We start from the raw sequence: 19,100 nt of genomic DNA, 5'->3' as shown, positions 1-19,100 counted from the left end.
CGACAAAAAGCGGAACCGCCGAGATTATGATTGAGTATAGGAAAAGGCGAAGCAATCTGCTGAGAATCTGCATAATCTGTGGACAAAAAGATAGGGTGATCTTTTGTGACCGATTTGCGTTGATTCGCGTTCGTTTGCGGACAAACATGATGCCCATGTTATCGATACTGCCGTACTAAGCTGTGACGCGCGAAGACGGGCACATCCAGGCGCGCTTTGCGGGATCGCTCGGCGGCTTCTCGCTCGCTGTGCGGTTCGAGTGCCCGATGCAGGGCATCACCGCCCTATTCGGTCCTTCGGGTTGCGGCAAGACCACCATCCTGCGCTGTGTGGCGGGGTTGCAGCGCATGGCCGGCCGACTCCGCGTCGGCGCCGAGACCTGGCAGGACGACGCCAAGCGGCTGTTCCTAAGACCCCATCGGCGGCCGATCGGTTATGTGTTTCAGGAGGCGGGGCTGTTCCGGCACCTGTCGGTGTGGCGCAATCTCGAATACGGCCTCACGCGCATCGCCCCCGGCGAGCGCCGCGTGCGGCCCGATGAAGTGGCCGACCTGATGGGGATCCAGGACCTGTTGGAACGGCGACCGGATCGCCTGTCCGGCGGGCAACGTCAGCGCGTAGCCATCGCCCGCGCCCTGCTGACCAGCCCGCGCCTGCTGCTGATGGACGAGCCCCTGGCCTCCCTGGACCGTAAGAGCAAGCAGGAGATCCTGCCCTATCTGGAGCGTTTGCATGACGAGCTGGCGATGCCGGTACTCTATGTGAGTCATGCCCCGGACGAGGTGGCGCGGCTCGCCGACCATCTGGTCCTGCTCGAGGCCGGGCGCGTGCGCGCCTCCGGCCGCCTCGGCGATCTGCGGGCCCGCCTCGACCTCGCCCGTGATCTGGGCGCCGAGGCCGACGCCATCATCGAGGCGGAGATCACGGCCCACGACCCGGCCTATCACCTGAGTTATCTCGACTTTTCCGGGGGCCGCTTCAGCGTCGCCCGCATCGGTCTGCCCATCGGCCACAAGGTGCGCCTGCGGGTGCTGGCCCGCGATGTGAGCATCACCCTCCAACCTCAGACCGACACCAGTATTCTCAACATCTTCCCGGCCCTGGTCGCCGGGTTGGCGGAAAACGGCGCGGCCCGGACGCTGGTGCGCCTGGACCTCGCCGGCACCCCCCTGCTGGCCGGGATCACCCGCAAATCGGCCGAGCGCTTGCAGCTGACCCCCGGCAAGCGGGTCTATGCCCAAGTCAAGGCCGTGGCCCTGGTCGAGTAGCGTCAGGGATCACAGATCACCCCTGCCGGCAGCCGGCCGTAGCCCGTAGGATGCGGTGAGCGCGGTAGGTCTTTCAGGACGGCACTACCAGGAGGCGTGAACCGCATCTTCGGATAGCGGCGTGCCCACCACCCAGCGCGTTATGGATTTCCAGACGGTGATACCTGGTGCAGGTGGGATTTGATGGGCACGCTTCGCTTTGAGCATCCGATCGAGCTGCCGCGGTTCGGAAACCTCCGCGCAGTGACCGGAACCTTGAGATCCCTCCTGTCGGGCGCTTGCTTTGCCCATCCTACACCGGCTGAGATTGAGTATAGGAAAAGAAAGCCGGCAACAGGCGGTGGGCACAGCCCACCCTTATATGTTCTGTTTCTGCCGACAGCCGGTAGCTGGTAGCGGTTTATCCGTGCCCACCCTGCTGCTGCCGGTTTCCAGGGCTACCGAATATCTATATTAATCCGGTTACCCTGCGCCGACCCCTGCGCCAACTGCGTCGTTTGGGCGTTTTAGGTATGATTCCACTATTTTTCTCAGCCCGGTAATCCCAATCGATGATCAACAATCTGCTCAAGAAGGCCTTCGGCAGCCGCAACGAACGCTTGATCAAGCGGATGTCGAAGCAGGTCGCCCAAATCAATGCCCTGGAGCCTCGGATCGAGCAGCTCGCCGATGCCGAGTTACAGGCCAAGACCGGCGAGCTCCGCCACCGCCTGGCAGCGGGCAGTAGCCTGGCGGACCTCCTCCCCGAGGCCTTTGCCGTGGTGCGCGAGGCGGGCCGGCGCGTACTGGGTATGCGACATTTCGATGTCCAGCTCATCGGGGGCATGGTCTTGAACGACGGCAAGATCGCTGAGATGCGCACCGGTGAGGGTAAGACCTTGGTGGCTACGCTTACCGCCTACCTGAACGCCTTACCTGAGCAGGGCGTGCACGTGATCACGGTGAACGATTACCTGGCCCGCCGCGATGCGGAGTGGATGGGCAAGATCTATCGCTTCCTGGGTCTCACCGTGGGGGTGATCAACTCCTCCGGGGGCCTGGGGCCGGATGCCGCCTCCTACTTCTATGATCCGGGCTACGAGCCGCCCGCGGGCCAGGGTTATCGGCATATGCGCCCGGTCACGCGCCGGGAGACCTACGCCGCCGACATCACCTACGGCACCAACAACGAGTTCGGATTCGATTACCTGCGTGACAATATGGCCTTCGAGGCCGAGCAGCGGGTGCAGCGCGATCCCTACTACGCCATCGTGGACGAGGTGGACTCCATCCTCATCGACGAGGCCCGCACGCCCCTGATTATCTCCGGTCCCTCGGAGGGCAGCACCGACCTCTACCAGCAGATCGACCAGATCATTCCGAGCCTTACGCGCCAGGACCCCATCACCAACGCCGAAGGGCAACCGGATTTCGGCCCCGGAGATTTCTCCGTGGACGAGAAGGCACGCCAGCTCTACCTCAGTGAAGACGGCCATCAGAAGGTGGAAGAGATGCTGGCCGAGCTGGGCCTGCTAGGTGAGGGCGAGAGCCTGTACGATCCGGCCAACATCGTCCTGATGCATCACGTCTACGCCGCCCTGCGGGCCCACGCCCTGTTCCGGAAGAACGTGGACTATATCGTCAAGGACGGCCAGATCGTCATCGTCGATGAGTTCACCGGCCGCACCATGCCGGGGCGGCGTTGGTCGGAGGGCCTGCATCAGGCCGTGGAGGCCAAGGAGGGGGTCCAGGTCCAACAGGAGAACCAGACCCTGGCCGCCATTACCTTTCAGAACCTGTTCCGCCTGTACCCCAAGCTCTCGGGCATGACGGGCACCGCCGATACCGAGGCCTTCGAGTTCCAGCAGATCTATGGTCTGGAGGTGGTGGTGATCCCCACCAATGTGCCCATGATCCGCGCGGACATGGGGGATCTGGTCTACCTCACCCAGCAGGAGAAATACCGGGCCATCGTCGAAGACATCCGTGACTGCGTGGAGCGGGGGCAGCCGGTGCTGGTGGGCACGGCCTCCATCGAGACCTCGGAGCTCATCGCCGGGCTCCTGGTCAAGGAGAAGATCCCGCACCAGGTGCTCAATGCCAAGCAGCACGAGCGCGAGGCGGGCATTATCGCCCAGGCCGGGCGTCCGGGTACGGTCACCATCGCCACCAACATGGCCGGTCGCGGGACGGACATCGTCTTGGGCGGCAACTTGGAGGCCGAGCTCGATGACAACACCGATTCAGGCGCCGAGGAGGCCATCCGCGCGGACTGGAAACAGCGTCACGACGCGGTCATCACCGCCGGCGGGCTGCATGTGGTAGGCACCGAGCGCCACGAGTCACGGCGCATCGACAACCAGCTGCGGGGCCGTTCTGGCCGTCAGGGCGATCCGGGATCCAGCCGTTTCTTCCTCTCCCTGGAGGACAACCTGATGCGCATCTTCGCCTCCGAGCGCGTCGGCAACATGATGCAAAAGCTCGGCATGGAGGAGGGAGAGGCCATCGAGCACCCCTGGGTCACTAAGGCGATCGAGAACGCCCAGCGCAAGGTCGAGGGACGCAACTTCGACATCCGCAAGCAGCTGCTGGAATACGACGACGTGGCCAACGACCAGCGCAAGGTCATCTACCGGCAGCGCCGCGATCTGATGGACGCCACGGATGTCTCCGATACGGTCGCGGCCATGCGTGCCGACGTGCTCGCACGGACCATCGATAGTCACATACTGCCCCAGAGCTTGGAAGAGCAGTGGGATGTCCCCGGCCTGGAGCAGGCCCTGGCCGAGGACTTCGGCGGCGAGTGGCCGATCGGCACATGGCTGGACCGGGATCAGGACCTGCACGAGGAGACTCTGCGCGCGCACATCAGCGATGAGGTCACCGCCCGGTATGCGGAAAAGGAGGGGACCGTGGGTGCGGACATCATGCGCCAGCTCGAGAAGACCCTGATGCTACAGACCCTCGACACCCAATGGAAGGACCATCTGGCGGCCATGGATTACCTGCGTCAGGGTATCCACCTGCGCGGCTATGCCCAGAAGAACCCGAAGCAGGAATACAAACGGGAGGCCTTCGAGCTGTTCAGCAGCATGTTGGATGGCATCAAGCAGGAAGTCGTGACGACCTTGTCCAAGGTGCAGCTTCGGACCATGGGCGAGCTGCCCCCCCTCGGCGCGGCGGAGGCGCCGGAGCAGGCGTTCGAGTTCAGGCACGAGACCTTCCATGGGCTGGATACCGGGCAGCAAGAGCAACCCGCAACAGCAGACCGCGCCGAGCAGCAGCGGCCCTATGTGCGCGAGCAGCGCAAGATCGGACGCAACGAGCCCTGTCCCTGCGGCTCCGGCAAAAAATACAAACATTGCCACGGCAGGGCGAGCTGAGAGTGACCAGCTAATACACTTGCGTACAAAATCTGGAAACAACATCCATGAGAATTCTTTTTTTGCCGCAAATGAACGCGAATCAACGCAAATGGGCTGCAATCGGTTTGCCATCATTAACTGTCAAGTCCAGCGTGATCTATACCAAGCTGGCGGGACTTGACACCTAACTACAACGGTGCCGATGAGACGAGGTTTAACTTAAATGGCATTGTCATCCATTGTGCACAAACAAGAGAATGACATGATCAAACGATTCCACTATTTTTTCCTAGTTCTTATACCTGCAATCTGCATGATCAGCTGCACCTCGAATCCGCCGAACTTGGATACCTGCACGAAACTCGCACATTTTCTCAAGATGGATAAACTGAACGATGCTTTTCAAGCTGAATCTGATCTATTGATTAAGGCATGTAACGCCAATCCACGACGCACTGAGCTGTGGAAAGACGATCCGGCCCAGAAGGCAAAGCTCGACGCGTATTGTAAGATCTCACCAGTTTTTCGGGCGTGCTTCGTTTGCAACAGGCTCGCCCGGCGCGATGAGTTATGCGCGGCCCCGAATTACCGCAGCTCTTACCAAGCATGTAGTGATTATTTTAGTCCCGACGACAGGCGTTACGCTCGCATGATTTGGAGCCTGTAAGACACCTTCTCGGGTCGCACCAAATCATGCCGGACAGCACTGTTTGGGAGACCGGACGTGGCTGGAAGCGAGCCGGGTAGGTTGGGTAAAGGGTGTAGGATGCGGTGAGCGCGGTGGCTCTGAGCTTGCCGGCTAGTGCACGCACTCTCCGCGCGAACCGCATCAATGGATGGCCCGTGCCCAACCAGTCGGACACGCCCAGCGTCCAAAGATGCGGTTCGCGGCCTGCCTGCCCCGTCCCTGGGGAGGGTGTTCGAGTTTTCGGCTCAGGGCAACAGCTTCAGTAGGGTCACGACGAGACCGCCCGCGGTCAGGGTGATGGCAAACGACCAGATCATGAAACGGTCGATACGCCTCGTCAGGGCCTCGAAACGCTTGTCGACGGCATCGAAACGCTTATCCATCTGCTCCAGGATGGTCTTGATCAGCTCGCGCTGGTGCCTGAGCTCTTCCTCCACGCGCACCATCCGCTCCCGCAGCTCGATCTCGTAGACCGCCGGCGGCTTGCCCAACGACTGCTCGGCGAGCCACTCTCCGAGGTGCTCCTTGATGAACTGGATGTCTTCTGTAGCAAGATTCATGGTGTCGGTAGGCGAGTTGACAGACGGTCAAGTATACCCTAGCCCTGTCGCCGGTTACCGGATTCCAGCGGCGGGCTCCCCTCAGCCGCGGCGGGAAACCCCCACTGACGACCGACTAGCCGGAAGCAGGGTAGAGTCCGCCGTGCGGACCGATAACGACATCCTTCCTCCACAGATAAATCTGCGTAATCTTCAGATTCAAAAAGCGAACGCGATCTAGCGTAACTTGATTCGAGATACATGCATGTAGCCGACTTTTCCTCTTGGGGTTTTGATCTGCCACCAGCTGCCCTTTTGGACGTGGGTGTGAAACTCCTCGCCTTCCGCAATCCGATCAATGATCGCCCCGGAAACGGAACCTTGACTCCGCACATTCGTATACCCGTCCGGGTCATCGATGGTAGCGCGGAGATTGAACAGGCTCTGCCGCTCGGATTGCAACGGGGCGTCGGCCAGTGATTCAACCAGCGGCCGATCGGTGGAACCCGATGGACTTCGGCTGCCGGGCGAGACACCGCGTTCGTCGCCAGGGTCCACGCTAGGGTGCAGCTGCCTGACGCCTTCAGCTTCGCGCTGCTGTGGCGTGGCAGTGCCGAAGACTTTCAACAGCTGGGGAAGATTCGCTATGCCGGCGGTTCCCAGAACACCAGCGAGCCCGATCACGGCTACGATTATCTGGGTTCGATGGTTGAAACCAGGCGAGTTAGCCATAATGGTCTCCGCTGTATAGATTGACTTGGACCGACACCTCTCGGCTTCACCTGCGTAGATTCCTGCTCGAAACGCCGGATATGGGTTGCCGGCGCGGGCCGGATGGGGTATCCACTGCGCGCTCGTGGATACGAACGGATACAGGATGTAGTATGGATGAAGGGAGGACCCCAGCCAATAGGGGCGAAAATTACCCCCGGACCTTACCAGAGGAGGATTTCCAATGCGTCTCTTCGATGCCGGCCCCCAAATCGTCCAGGACCTCAAAGACGAGTCCGAAGTCATTGCCGTCAAAGAGCACTCGAGGTTCAAGGTATCCGCGGTCCGCCACCCCACCATGGGGAAGGTGGTGATCGTCGAAGCCAAGCATGGAGAAGGTATCATCGTCGAGATGGAAGAATAACCGGCAGCCGTCTTTCACCGACCTATCCGGCTGGGCACCCGCAAGGAGTGCTACAGAGAATCTTTGCGCCTTTGTGACTACACTGGAGGAAGTCGGCAGCCGGCGACTGATAACAGGAAGTAACCGAGAATACAGGCAGATTTCCGCCGCGAATTATGTGATTATTATCAGTTTGACGCATAAGTCGCCGCCTTCAGGTCCGGACGAGGTACGATCGCATGAACAATCCAGAACTTTCCCCCGCGTTGCAGCAGCTCGTCGAGGCCCGACAGCACGACCCCTTCGAGGTGCTTGGCCGGCATGAGGAAAAGGGGCGAGTGCGGGTACGGGTGCTGCTGCCCCATGCGGAGGAAGTGAGCATCGCCGAAGGAGGCCACCGACTGCGGCGGATCGAGGGAACGGACGTCTTCGAGTGGGAGGGGGACGCCAAGCAGGTGCCGAAGCGTTACAGGATTATCTGGCGTGACGACGAGCACCGTGAGCATATCGCCCACGACCCTTACTGTTACCCGCCCCAGCTGCCGGACTTCGACATGCACCTGTTCGGCGAGGGTAAGCACTGGCACGCCCACCGCCTGCTGGGGGCGCGGGTGCACGAAGTCGGCGGCGTCGCCGGCGTGTTGTTCTCCGTCTGGGCCCCGAGCGCCAAGCGCGTCAGCGTCGTCGGGGACTTCAACCGCTGGGACGGTCGGGCGCATCCGATGCGCGTCCACGGCAACGGAGTGTGGGAACTCTTCATACCGGATCTGCCAGCGGGCAGTGTCTACAAGTACGAGCTCCGCGCCGGAAACGGTGATATCTTCCTCAAATCCGATCCCTTCGGTCGCTACTTCGAGATGCGTCCCCGCACCGCCTCCATCGTCGAAGCCCAAAGTCAGTTCAAATGGGGCGACGCCGACTGGCTCGAGCAACGCGCCAAGCACGACTGGCTGCACGAGCCCCTGTCCATCTACGAGGTCCACCTGGGCTCGTGGCAGCGCGGCCCGGAGGGTGAGCTGCTCAACTACCGGGGCCTGGGCGAGCGCCTGGTGGACTATGTCAAGGATCTGGGCTTTACCCACATCGAGCTCCTGCCGGTAACCGAGCACCCGTTCGATGCCTCCTGGGGCTACCAGACCACCGGTTACTTTGCCCCCACCAGCCGCTTCGGTACCCCGGACGACTTCCGCTGGTTCGTGGACCACTGCCACCAAAACGGCATCGGCATCATCCTCGACTGGGTGCCGGCCCACTTCCCGAAGGACGCCCACGGCCTGGCCCGCTTCGACGGCACGGCCCTTTATGAGCACGAGGATCCGCGTCTGGGCGAGCACCTGGACTGGGCCACCCTGATCTATAACTATGGGCGCTACGAGGTGAAGAACTTCCTGATCTCGAGCGCCCTGTTCTGGCTCGAGGAGTTCCACCTCGACGGGATTCGGGTAGATGCCGTGGCCTCCATGCTCTATCTGGACTACTCGCGTGAAGAGGGTCAGTGGATCCCGAACAAATACGGTGGGCGCGAGAACCTGGAGGCCATGGACTTCATGCGCGAGCTCAATGAAGTCACCCACGGCCAGGTCCCCGGGGTGTTGGTCATGGCCGAGGAGTCCACCGCCTGGCCCCAAGTCACCAAGCCCACCTATCTCGGCGGACTAGGGTTCGATCTGAAGTGGAACATGGGTTGGATGAACGACACCCTGGCCTACATCGAGCACGAACCCGTCCACCGCCAATACCACCAGGACATGCTGACCTTCAGCATGCTCTATGCCTTTACCGAGAACTTTCTGCTCCCCTTCTCCCACGACGAGGTGGTGCACGGCAAGTGCTCTATGCTCTACAAGATGCCCGGAGACGACTGGCAGCGTTTCGCCAACCTGCGTCTGATCTACGTCTACATGTTCACCCATCCGGGGAAAAAGCTCCTGTTCATGGGCAGCGAGTTCGGACAGGGCGAAGAATGGAACAGCGCCAACACCTTGGACTGGTATCTGCTCGATTACCCACTCCATCAGGGAGTGCGGAAGCTGGTGTGCGACCTCAACCGGATCTACCGGAGCTATCCGGTCCTGTATACCCACGATTTCGATTGGCAGGGCTTCGAGTGGATCGACTGCCATGACGCCCAGAACTCGGTCCTGGTCTATCTACGGCGGGCGGGAGAAGATTTCCTGGTGGTGGCGATCAATTTCACCCCGGTTCCCCGGGAGCACTATCGGATCGGCGTACCCGCACCCGGCGTCTACAAGGAGATCCTGAACTCGGACGCCGCGGACTACTGCGGCAGCGGTATGGGCAACGGCGCCTGGATACTCCAGACCGACGAGATGGAATGGATGGGACGGCCCAATTCCCTGGCCGTCACCCTGCCGCCGCTGTCCGGTATCGTATTGAAGCGCGAACCCGAACCGGAGCCCGAGCCGGCCGCAATCGATGCGGACAAGCAGCCGGATGCCGAAGATGCGCCGCGTGCCAAAAACGCGGATAAACGAGCAGTCGCCGCAGCGGACCAAGCGGTTGCGCCCAAAAACCAGAAAGCAAGCACCACGAATTGACACGAATGCTTCCGGACCGGCACCAACAAAAAGCCCCTCTCCCGCCGGGAGAGGGGTTGGGGAGAGGGGGTCAAAGGGCGAAGATCGATGCCTTTTGCAACACCCTTTCTCTCGTTCCCACGTAGCGCGTGAGAACGAGAAAACATCTTGATGCGATGTAGCCCCAAGGGAATTATTTTTGCCGCAAATGAACGCCAATAAACGCAAATGGGATCGATTCCGAATCTGCGTCCATCTGCATTAATTGACGGTAAAAGGCGGAACTGCCGAAGTTCGGTTTGAGTATGGGAAAAATGATCCGGTTGCTTCGATCTGTCCGCAGATTACACAGGTTTTCACGGATTAAAAACGAAAAATCCGTGAGAATCTGCGTAACCCGTGGACAGATAAAGGTCATGTAATCCTTTACGACCGATTCGCGTTCATTTGCGGCAAAAAAGAATTCCCATCAGAGGCGTTCGTATTTCCCAGCGGTCGAGGATTACTCATGAAGATCGGCATTCTCACCAATGAATATCCGCCGTATGTCTATGGAGGGGCGGGCGTGAGTGTGGAGTACCTGACCGATGAGTTGTGCCGGCTCGACCAGGGGCGGCATTCGGTAAAGGTCCTTTGCTTCGGCGACCAGAAGGAGCAGGGTAACAACCTCTCGGTATCGGGGGTAAACCCGGCGCTGGAATTCCGCACCGTCGATCCTCGCCACCGCAAGTTCCTTGAGACCATGCTCAACGACTTGGTCATGGCCGGCGAGCTGTCGGATGTGGATATCGTGCATTGCCATACCTGGTATAGCCATCTGGCCGGGATGCTGGTGAGGCAGTTGCTGCAGATCCCCATGGTCCTGACCACCCATTCCCTGGAGCCCCATCGGCCCTGGAAAGTCGAGCAGCTGGGTACGGCCTACCACGCCAGCTCATGGGTCGAGCGCACGGCCTATCAAAACGCGGATGGCGTAGTTGCCGTGTCACAGGCCATGAAGGAGGATGTCCATAAGCTGTACGAGGTTCCGTTGGAACGCATCGGGATCATTCATAACGGCATCAGCCTGGATCAATACAAACCGACCTGCGACCCGCAGGTGCTGGATCAGTACGGTATCGACCGCGAGATACCCTATCTGTTGTTCGTCGGGCGCATCACCCGCCAGAAAGGCATCATCCATCTGGTCAATGCCATCCGCTTCATCGATCCGGGGGTGCAAATCGTCCTCTGCGCCGGCGCACCCGATACCAAAGAGATCGGTGAAGAGATGGAGCAGGCGGTAAACGAAGCCAGGAGACAGACCGCCAATTCGATTGTCTGGATCCCGGAGATGCTGACGAAGGAGGCAATCGTCGCCCTGTATTCACAGGCCGCGGTCTTCGTATGTCCCTCCGTTTACGAGCCGTTCGGCATCATCAATCTGGAGGCCATGGCCTGCGAGACGCCGGTTGTGGCATCGAAGGTAGGCGGTATTCCCGAGGTTGTGATTCCCGATCAAACCGGTCTCTTGGTTGCCATCGACCAGCGCGGTGAGACTGACGTGGAGCCAGCGAACCCGCAGCGCTTCTCGGAGGATCTCGCCGCTGCCGTCAACCGGCTGCTACGTGCTCCGGAAGAAGGCCGTGAAATGGGGAAACAGGCCAGAAAACGGGTCGAAGCCCATTTCAGTTGGGCGAGCATTGCCGCAAAAACCCTCGGCTTCTACCAGCAAACACTCAAATCCAGGGGGAGCAAGACGTGACTCGCAAACAGGCAACCACAGGTTCCGTTGCGGAGACCAAACGCCCGGCCAAGACGGACGGCGTACCCTCGTCTCCCAAACCGGAAACTACGGGTTCCGTTGCACAGGCCGAACGCCCGACCGAGACGGACAGGGCAACCCCATATTCCAAGCAGGCAACCACAGGTTCCGTTGCGGAGACCAAACGCCCAGCCGAGACGGATGAGGCAATATCATCTCCCAAGCAGGCAACCACAGGTTCCATTGTGGAGGCCAAGCGCCTGGCTGAGACGGATGGGATGACGTCATCTCCCAAACAGGAAACCGCAGGCTCCATTGCGAAGACCGAGCGTCCGACCGAGACGGACAGGACAATCTCAGCTCCCAAACAAGCAACCGTAGGTTCTGTTGCGGAAGTCAAGCGCCCGGCTGAGACGGATGGGACAACCCCAGCTCCCAAGCAGGAAATCCCAGGTTCCGTTTCAGAAGCCAAACGCCCAGCCGATACAGACGGGGTAACCCCAGCTCCCAAACAGGAAACTACGGGTTCCGTTGCGGAGGCCGAGCGTCCGACCGAGACGGACAGGGCAACTTCATCTCCCAAACAAGCAACCGCAAGTTCCGTTGCGGAGACCGAACGCCCGGCTGAGAGGGACAGGGCAACCTCATCTCCCAAACAAGCAACCGTAGGTTCTGTTGCGGAAGTCAAGCGCCCAGCCGAGACGGATGGGGCAACCCCAGCTCCCAAACAAGCAACCGCGGGCTCCGTTGCAGAAACCGAACGCCCGACCGGAACGCACGGGGCAGCCTCATCTCCCAAGCAGGAAACCCCAGGTTCCGTTTCGGAGGCCGAGCGTCCGGCCGAGACGGAGGGGGTAACCCCATCTTCCAAACAGGAAACCACAGGTTCCGTTTCAGAGCAGTTGTCAGTCAAACGTCGCAATCGAGTCCAGATCAGCCGGGTACAACCCGAAATCGAAGGCGGCCGTTACCCCATCAAGCGCATTGTAGACGATGTCATCGAAATAACCGCCGACATCGTAGCGGACGGCCACAATGCCCTGGCTGCCGTGCTGCGCTACAAGGAAGAAACCCAATCCGAATGGTCCGAGACCCCGCTGGAACACGACATCAACGACCGCTGGCAGGCCCAGCTCAGGGTGGACCGGCTCGGACGTTGGCAGTACACAGTCGAGGCCTGGATCGACGACTTTGCCTCCTGGCAACGCGATCTCAAAAAACGGGTCAATGCGGCACAGGACGTGGCCGTAGAGCTCCTGATCGGGCTGGACCTAGTCAAACAGGCCGCCACGCGCGCATCCACTGTGGAAAAAGCGGACCAGGACACCTTCTCCCGCTGCATCGAAGCGATCGGCAACCAGCAGAACATCGCCGAGGCGATCAAGGTCGCCCTCTCCGCCGAGCTGGCAGACCTGATGCGACGCCACCCAGACCGGCAACACGCCACCAGATACAAAGCAATCCTTCAGGTCATCGTCGATCCCAAGCAGGCCCAGTTCAGCGCCTGGTACGAAGTCTTCCCGCGTTCCTGCAGTCCCCATCCCGGAGAACACGGAAACTTCAATGATCTGATCGCCCGGCTACCCTATATCGCGGACATGGGCTTCGACGTACTCTATCTGCCCCCGATTCACCCCATTGGCACCACCCACCGCAAAGGCAAGAACAACAACCCCCTCTGCGAACCCGACGACGTCGGCAGCCCCTGGGCCATCGGCGCGGCGGAAGGCGGGCACACAGCCATCCACCCCCAGCTCGGCACCCTGGCCGATTTCCGCAAGCTCGTCGCCCAGGCCAAGGTATTCGGAATCTCCGTGGCCCTGGATCTCGCCTTTCAGTGCTCACCGGACCACCCCTACGTCAAAGAGCATCCCGAATGGTTCCGGATGCGGCCGGACGACACCATTCAGTATGCCGAGAATCCGCCCAAAAAATACCAAGACATCTACCCGCTCGAATTCCAATCCCCGGCCTGGGAAGCACTGTGGGAAGAACTGAGGCGGGTCGTCATCTACTGGATCGACCAGGGCGTGCGGATATTCCGAGTCGACAATCCCCATACCAAAGACTTCTCCTTCTGGGAATGGCTGATCGAAAGCGTAAAAAAAGAAGCCCCGGATACCATCTTCCTCGCCGAAGCCTTCACCCGCCCCAAGCTCATGAGCCAGCTCGCCAAGCTCGGATTCACCCAGTCCTACACCTATTTTGCCTGGCGCAATTCAAAATGGGAGCTGGAAGACTATCTGACCACCCTGACCACCACCGACCTCAAAGAATATTTTCGGCCCAACTTCTGGCCCAACACCCCGGACATCCTCAACGACTACCTGCAAGTCGGCGGACAACCGGCGTTCAAGGTCCGGTTGGTACTTGCCGCCACCCTGTCGAGCAACTACGGCATCTACGGACCGCCATTCGAGCTCTGCGACGGCCTGCCCGTGGAGATTGGCAGCGAAGAGTACATGAATTCCGAGAAGTACGAGATCCGCAGCTGGAACCTGGACGAGCCACACAGCCTCAAGCACTACATCGCCCAGGTCAACAAGATCCGCAGAGAAAACGCAGTCCTGCAATCCAACGATAACCTGAAATTCTACCCGGTCGACAACGAGAACATCATCTGCTACGGCAAACACAACGACGATTTTTCGGAAATACTCATCGTCGTCGTCAACCTGGATCCCAACTGGGTCCAATCCGGCTGGCTGAAGCTGCCGCTCGAAGAGTTCGACCTCCCGCCGGAACGGCCCTTCCAAGTACACGATCTGCTCGACAATCGGCGCTATCTGTGGAATAGTAGCCGCAACTTCGTCCAGCTCGAGCCCCATACGGCGCCAGCTCATATCTTTCGCCTGCGGCGCTATCAGCGTAGTGAGCGGGATTTCGACTACTATTTCTGAGGTTGCTTCCGGTTTGTCAGATTTATTCTACTTTGTCACATTTGGGGTGACTTGCTGGTCTTTTTGGGTCTGATCGTTTGGCAGATTCCTTTGAGATCGGTGGGTTACCATGGAATGTGACAAAGTAGAACTAAATTTTTGGAATTGAGGAGATATCATGAAAGTCAAGGCGAGCCAACTTCCTCCAGATGTGCTCAAATCTATTGAAAACCCGGATCCATTGCAAGGTGAGGACATCATCATCGAAAGGGATAACGGAGAGGTTGTCGGGGTGATTATTCAGCCGCAGGCCTATCAATATTTTATTGAAAAAGTAACGCAAGAAGAAGACCGGATCGACGCTGCTTTGAACGAGAAATATACGCCGCAGTCGAAAACACTTGACGATCTCTTAAAGGAGAGTAGCGATGTATACGGTACGTTTTTCCAGGCGAGCCGAAAAGTCGCTCAAGAGAATTGATCCTGTTATGAGGCGCCGGATTCTGGAAAAAATGAAGTACCTGCAAAATAATCCGAGAAGTAGCCCGAATATCAAGACGATGAAAGGGTTTTCAAATAGGTATCGCTATCGGATAGGTGACTTTAGAGTAATCTATGAGGTGATTGATAAAGAGCTTGTGGTTTGGATTATAGAGGCAGATTGGCGAGGTAACATATACTGATGGCTAGTACAAAGGGACACAAAGGGACACCCACTTTGTTACATTTGGGGCGACCTGCTGATCTTTTTGGATCTCATTGTTTGGTAGATTCCCTATAGATCAGTGGGTTATTATGGAATGTGACAAAGTAGAACTAATATAATCATTCAGATCCCAAGCTGAATGACAGCTAGACCATCGGCATCCAAATTCCCGACCGCATCCGACCACCGCGCTACCCTGACTACCGCCTTGCCGCTTGGGATCAGCTATGTAGGTGTGGAACTGATCGGCATAACGGACAGCATTATGCTCGGTCGTTTGAGCACGGATGCCTTGAGCGCCGCGGGACTCGCCCTTTCTATCTTCAACGTCATTTTGGTGGCCGGATGAGGGATGTTGTTCCCGGTGATGGTGTTCGTATCGCGGATATGTGGAACGGAATGTTCACGGCCACGGCTGGCATCGAAGGTCATCCGACAAGGCCTGTGGGTATGCGGTATCTTGTCCGTTCCGGCCTGTGTTATCCTGTGGAACATGACAATCATACGATATATGAAGGAAATAAGGAGAGAATCTAATGCACCCTTACAAAGAGATTGCACACTACTATGATATGTTGATGAATGCTGGCTACTACAATCATGAATCACTGGCCAGAACCATCCGAGCCGTGATCGGCCAACGTAAAAGGCTACTTGAACTTGGCATCGGTACGGGGCTTTTAGCACGAGAGTTACTAAAAATCGATTTATCTTATGATATTACTGGTATAGACTTTAGCCCAGCGATGCTAGAAATCGCTAAAGAACGGCTACCTAATCATGTTCATCTCATAGAATGTGACGTTGCTGAAATGAAGCTCGATCGCGAATTCGATGTTGCCATTTCGAGTGGTGGTACATGGGTCATCGTCCAGTCAAACCATGAGCTTCTGCTGGGAACACATCTGTTCAATCGCAAGAAAGATATCAGAGGGTTACAAAATGTTGCTGATCGTCTTTATCCTGGAGGGCTATTGTTGTTAAGCGTACACCCACCCCACAAAGACCACAATATCAACTTAGGCGATAATATTGTCTATTCTCAAAAGATTGAAGCTTATAGTGGTATATCGGAACACTTTTCTTTTGAGAAAAGCTACTGTTTTAAGAGAAATGGGATGATTCTTGCGGAAGAATCTTTAACTTTGGGTTTCTACAAAGACACGGTATTTCCAAAAATGCTTGCTGATGTCGGATTAGAACCTTTGGGAGTGACGGATACCGAAAAATTTTTCGTATGTAAAAAAGTATAAAAAGTACCTGATTAGCAAGAATCTTCAGCCAAGCTCGTGGTCCAAGTTCTTGAGGGGCATCTTTTCAGGGAAAGAGGACACCCATCTTGTTTGTTGGATTTATCGCAGATTAGCGCAGATTTCTAAGATGAAAGCCAGTATAGTAGTTGGAAGATAAAAGGACACCTACTTTGTACTTTGTTTCAACTAGGCGAGGCGATGACAAACAAAATGGGTGTCCTTTTTCGCCGGTGAGAAATAAAGATAAAAGGACACCCATTTTGTTTGACATCCCTTCTGCCCCACCCTTAAGATTCTTCGCCAACATCGAAACTACAGAGAACCCTTCATGACTGCTCCCCGTTCCGTTCTTGTCTTCCTTGAGGACACGCCTTGGTATCACTGCGTAAGTAGGGAAAGAGGAAGTAAGTAGGGAAAGAGGACACCCATCTTGTTTGTTGGATTTATCGCAGATTAGCGCAGATTTCTAAGATGAAAGCTAGTATAGTAGTTGAAAAAGATGAATATGGATATTACGCGTTTTGCCCGGAAATGAAAGGATGTCATACGCAGGGAGATTCGCTTGATGAGGTGTTAGCGAATATGAAGGAAGCAGTGGAGCTTTATGTGGAAACATTATCCGAAGAAGAAAAGGGGTATTTTCTAAGCAAGGAGATATTGACTACTTCAATGGAGGTCAATGTAAAAACAAAAGGACACCCACTTTGTTTCAACTAGGCGACGACAAACAAAATGAAAAAAAGGACACCCACTTTGTTTTGACATTCTAAGATTCTTCACCGACCCCGAAACCACAGAGGTCCTACTATGACCGCTCCCCGTTCCGTTCTCGTCTCGCTTGAGGACACCCCTTGGTATCACTGCGTATGCCGCTGTGTGCGTCGTGCCTTCTTGTGTGGCGAGGACCAGCTCTCAGGTCTGAATTTCGACCACCGCCGTGGTTGGATTGTCGAGCGCATACAGCAGCTTGCTGGCCTGTTCGCCATTGATGTAGCCGCTTACGCGGTGATGAGTAACCACTATCACATCGTGGTGCGGATCGACCGGGAACGGGTCTTGGAGTGGTCGATAGAGGAGGTATTGAGGCGCTGGACGGCGCTCTTCACCGGGCCCTTGTTGGTGACACGTTATCTCTCGGCGTCACGAGGGTCGATGAGCCGGGCGGAGATCGCCGAGGTCGAGGCACTTGCCGAGGTCTATCGGGGGCGGTTGCACGATTTGTCCTGGTTCATGCGTACCCTCAATGAACACATCGCCCGCCGGGCCAATGCGGAGGATGGGGTGAAGGGGCGTTTTTGGGAGGGTCGCTTCAAGAGTCAGGCGCTGCTCGACGAGAAGGCGCTGCTGGCAGCGATGGCCTATGTGGATCTGAATCCAGTCCGGGCGGGGCTGGCCGAGACGCCGGAGACCTCGGACTATACCTCGATTCAGGAGCGCGTCGTCGGATTGCCGGAGGAAGTCGGGTCCGAAGCCGGCTCGCAGGAGACCGCAACCATCAAAAATCCTGAGATAACGCTCGATGGGGAGCGGTTACGACCAGAGGCTGAAACGCACGCCTTACCCCAAGCCTCGCTGATGCCCTTTGATCCCACCGCACAGACTCCCTGGGCGGTGCCTTTTGCCTTCAAGGACTATCTGGAGCTGGTCGATTGGACGGGTCGGGCGTTACGCGCGGATAAGTCTGGATATATCGAGACGCGAGAGCCCAAGATGCTCGTGCGACTGGGTATCGACGGGGAGCGATTTATCGGCTATTCCAAGCGTCTTCTCAAGGCGTTCGGAACGGCGGTCGGCGCGCCGGCGGCGCTGGTGAATCTCTGTGCCCGGCGTCAGGCCAAGTACCTGCGTGGCATCCGGGCTGCGCGAGCGGTGTTTGTAGTCGGGTAGGTTGGGCAAAGGCGCGCCAGGGACGGTGCGGCGTGCCCAACACCTAATTCCGTTGGGCACGCCGCGTCCCTGCGGCTTTGCCCAACCTACTTGACTTGCTTCCATGCCGAGAGCCTGTTTCAGCTCTACAGAGGTCGGACTACGTTTGATCCGATGCGCTGGAAGCCGGCGACTGGTGGCTGGCAACTAAACTCCCCGGTGGGTATGCACCCATTCTTTGAGCACCTCGTCCATGCGGGTCTGCCATCCCTTGCCTCACCTCTCGCCTCGCCACGTTTGAAGCCAATGGTGAAAGATGGCAATCGCTCGATATCGATTTCGGTCAGCATGTGTTCGGCCTCCTCAACTTGTGCCCACAGATCCCGATTCTCTGAAAGGACCTCCAGCATCGTCATGTAGTCACGGAAACGCCGCTCGTCCGTTCCAAGTAGCTCCTGCAAGCGACGAACGATATAGGTAACAACCTCCTGGGGCCTACGGTCACCGAAGTCGCACAGCACAGCCAACACCAAGGCATCGGGATTATCCTGTACCAGCAAGTCGGCACAGTTGACGCGATGCATGTCTACCAGGCCGTAGCGGTAGTCGAGCAACCCCGGCTCGTCGATACCAGCCTGCATGTTTAAGCGGTCAGACCCGATGTAGATCAGAAACTGACGGATGTGACCGGCATGGCCGGCAAAGCGGATATCCGTATAGTAGCGCAGCATCCGCAGCGGCATATCGGCAGCATTGTGGTTCGCGATAAAAAAGAGGAGGAACGACGAATCGAATCATGCGAACCCTCGCGAATGAATTCGCGCCGATTTGCGCGCTTCGTCGTTTTCTCTTCCGCATCCTGATCGACCACGACAAGCGGTCAGCAGCTAACTTAATGGTATTGAACTTAAGAGGCTGTCTAAAAATTAAGATACTGATTTTAGAACATAAAATCTGAAATTTCGCGCTCGTTCCCACGCTCCAGCGTGGGAACGCCGTCTTGTCCGCTCCCGCGGACTCAGCTCCTCTGTGCTGACAGGCGTTGGCGGTTAGCCTACCGAGGCGCTTAATCGACGCTGGAGCGTGGGGAGCCAGCCGAAAATCAATGTGTTAGTTTTTAGACAGCCTCTAAGCTTCCTTCCGACACTAAAACCCGTTTCAG

At 57.6% G+C, this 19,100-nt stretch carries 15 protein-coding genes; 12 read left to right on the top strand and 3 right to left on the bottom strand.

The genetic code is table 11. The features are described 5' to 3' along the window. Positions 1 to 182: 182 nt before the first annotated feature. Entirely contained in the window at positions 183 to 1,268 is a 1,086-nt protein-coding gene (gene modC, locus E1958_RS15140; protein WP_243725285.1) for a molybdenum ABC transporter ATP-binding protein, read from the top strand. A 551-nt stretch (positions 1,269 to 1,819) separates the two neighbouring features. Then, complete coding sequence (gene secA / locus E1958_RS15135; protein WP_133512611.1) at positions 1,820 to 4,630, top strand: preprotein translocase subunit SecA; 2,811 nt, start codon at positions 1,820 to 1,822, stop codon at positions 4,628 to 4,630. Positions 4,631 to 5,545: 915 nt separating this feature from the next. On the opposite strand, the gene E1958_RS15130 is transcribed toward secA, so the two are convergent. Together E1958_RS15130 and E1958_RS15125 are read right to left on the bottom strand one after the other, a co-directional pair. After that, entirely contained in the window at positions 5,546 to 5,860 is a 315-nt protein-coding gene (locus tag E1958_RS15130) for a hypothetical protein (RefSeq protein ID WP_133512610.1), read from the bottom strand. 216 nt (positions 5,861 to 6,076) lie between these two features. Continuing rightward, positions 6,077 to 6,571, bottom strand: coding sequence for an SH3 domain-containing protein (locus E1958_RS15125; RefSeq protein ID WP_133512609.1), 495 nt, complete (start codon positions 6,569 to 6,571; stop codon positions 6,077 to 6,079). 223 nt (positions 6,572 to 6,794) lie between these two features. On the opposite strand from E1958_RS15125, the gene E1958_RS15120 reads away from it, so the two are divergent. From E1958_RS15120 to E1958_RS15075, 10 genes are all read left to right on the top strand, one after another. Then, positions 6,795 to 6,974: a hypothetical protein gene (locus E1958_RS15120; protein ID WP_089729962.1), complete on the top strand. Its 180-nt coding sequence runs from the start codon at positions 6,795 to 6,797 to the stop codon at positions 6,972 to 6,974. A 218-nt stretch (positions 6,975 to 7,192) separates the two neighbouring features. Beyond that, positions 7,193 to 9,511, top strand: a complete 2,319-nt coding sequence (gene glgB / locus E1958_RS15115) for a 1,4-alpha-glucan branching protein GlgB (RefSeq protein ID WP_133512608.1) — start codon at positions 7,193 to 7,195, stop codon at positions 9,509 to 9,511. Positions 9,512 to 9,998: 487 nt separating this feature from the next. Beyond that, complete coding sequence (gene glgA, locus E1958_RS15110; RefSeq protein WP_133512607.1) at positions 9,999 to 11,234, top strand: glycogen synthase; 1,236 nt, start codon at positions 9,999 to 10,001, stop codon at positions 11,232 to 11,234. After that, the gene (locus E1958_RS15105) at positions 11,231 to 14,134 is read left to right on the top strand and encodes a maltotransferase domain-containing protein (protein WP_243725284.1); all 2,904 of its coding nucleotides are present in this window, start codon (positions 11,231 to 11,233) and stop codon (positions 14,132 to 14,134) included. Before glgA ends, E1958_RS15105 begins: the two co-directional genes overlap by 4 nt. 157 nt (positions 14,135 to 14,291) lie before the next feature. Then, positions 14,292 to 14,594, top strand: coding sequence for a hypothetical protein (locus E1958_RS15100; protein WP_133512606.1), 303 nt, complete (start codon positions 14,292 to 14,294; stop codon positions 14,592 to 14,594). Then, positions 14,542 to 14,796: a type II toxin-antitoxin system RelE family toxin gene (locus E1958_RS22105; RefSeq protein ID WP_133512605.1), complete on the top strand. Its 255-nt coding sequence runs from the start codon at positions 14,542 to 14,544 to the stop codon at positions 14,794 to 14,796. The genes E1958_RS15100 and E1958_RS22105 overlap by 53 nt, the downstream gene beginning before the upstream one ends. Before the next feature lie 162 nt (positions 14,797 to 14,958). Then, on the top strand, positions 14,959 to 15,168 hold the full coding sequence (locus tag E1958_RS15090; protein WP_133512604.1) for an MATE family efflux transporter: 210 nt from the start codon (positions 14,959 to 14,961) through the stop codon (positions 15,166 to 15,168). A 187-nt stretch (positions 15,169 to 15,355) separates the two neighbouring features. Next, entirely contained in the window at positions 15,356 to 16,072 is a 717-nt protein-coding gene (locus E1958_RS15085) for a class I SAM-dependent DNA methyltransferase (RefSeq protein WP_133512603.1), read from the top strand. Positions 16,073 to 16,543: 471 nt separating this feature from the next. Further along, entirely contained in the window at positions 16,544 to 16,789 is a 246-nt protein-coding gene (locus tag E1958_RS15080; protein WP_133512602.1) for a type II toxin-antitoxin system HicB family antitoxin, read from the top strand. 90 nt (positions 16,790 to 16,879) lie between these two features. Then, positions 16,880 to 17,959, top strand: a complete 1,080-nt coding sequence (locus E1958_RS15075; protein WP_133512601.1) for a transposase — start codon at positions 16,880 to 16,882, stop codon at positions 17,957 to 17,959. 125 nt (positions 17,960 to 18,084) lie between these two features. Here E1958_RS15075 and E1958_RS15070 read toward each other — a convergent pair whose 3' ends face one another. After that, entirely contained in the window at positions 18,085 to 18,681 is a 597-nt protein-coding gene (locus tag E1958_RS15070) for an RpnC/YadD family protein (RefSeq protein WP_165741581.1), read from the bottom strand. Positions 18,682 to 19,100 lie beyond the last annotated feature (419 nt).

Origin of the sequence: Candidatus Thiosymbion oneisti, assembly GCF_004359955.1 — a bacterium.
GTDB lineage: Bacteria > Pseudomonadota > Gammaproteobacteria > Chromatiales > Chromatiaceae > Thiosymbion > Thiosymbion oneisti.
Note: the sequence above shows the minus strand (reverse complement) of the source record. Positions and strands in the feature narration are given on the sequence as shown.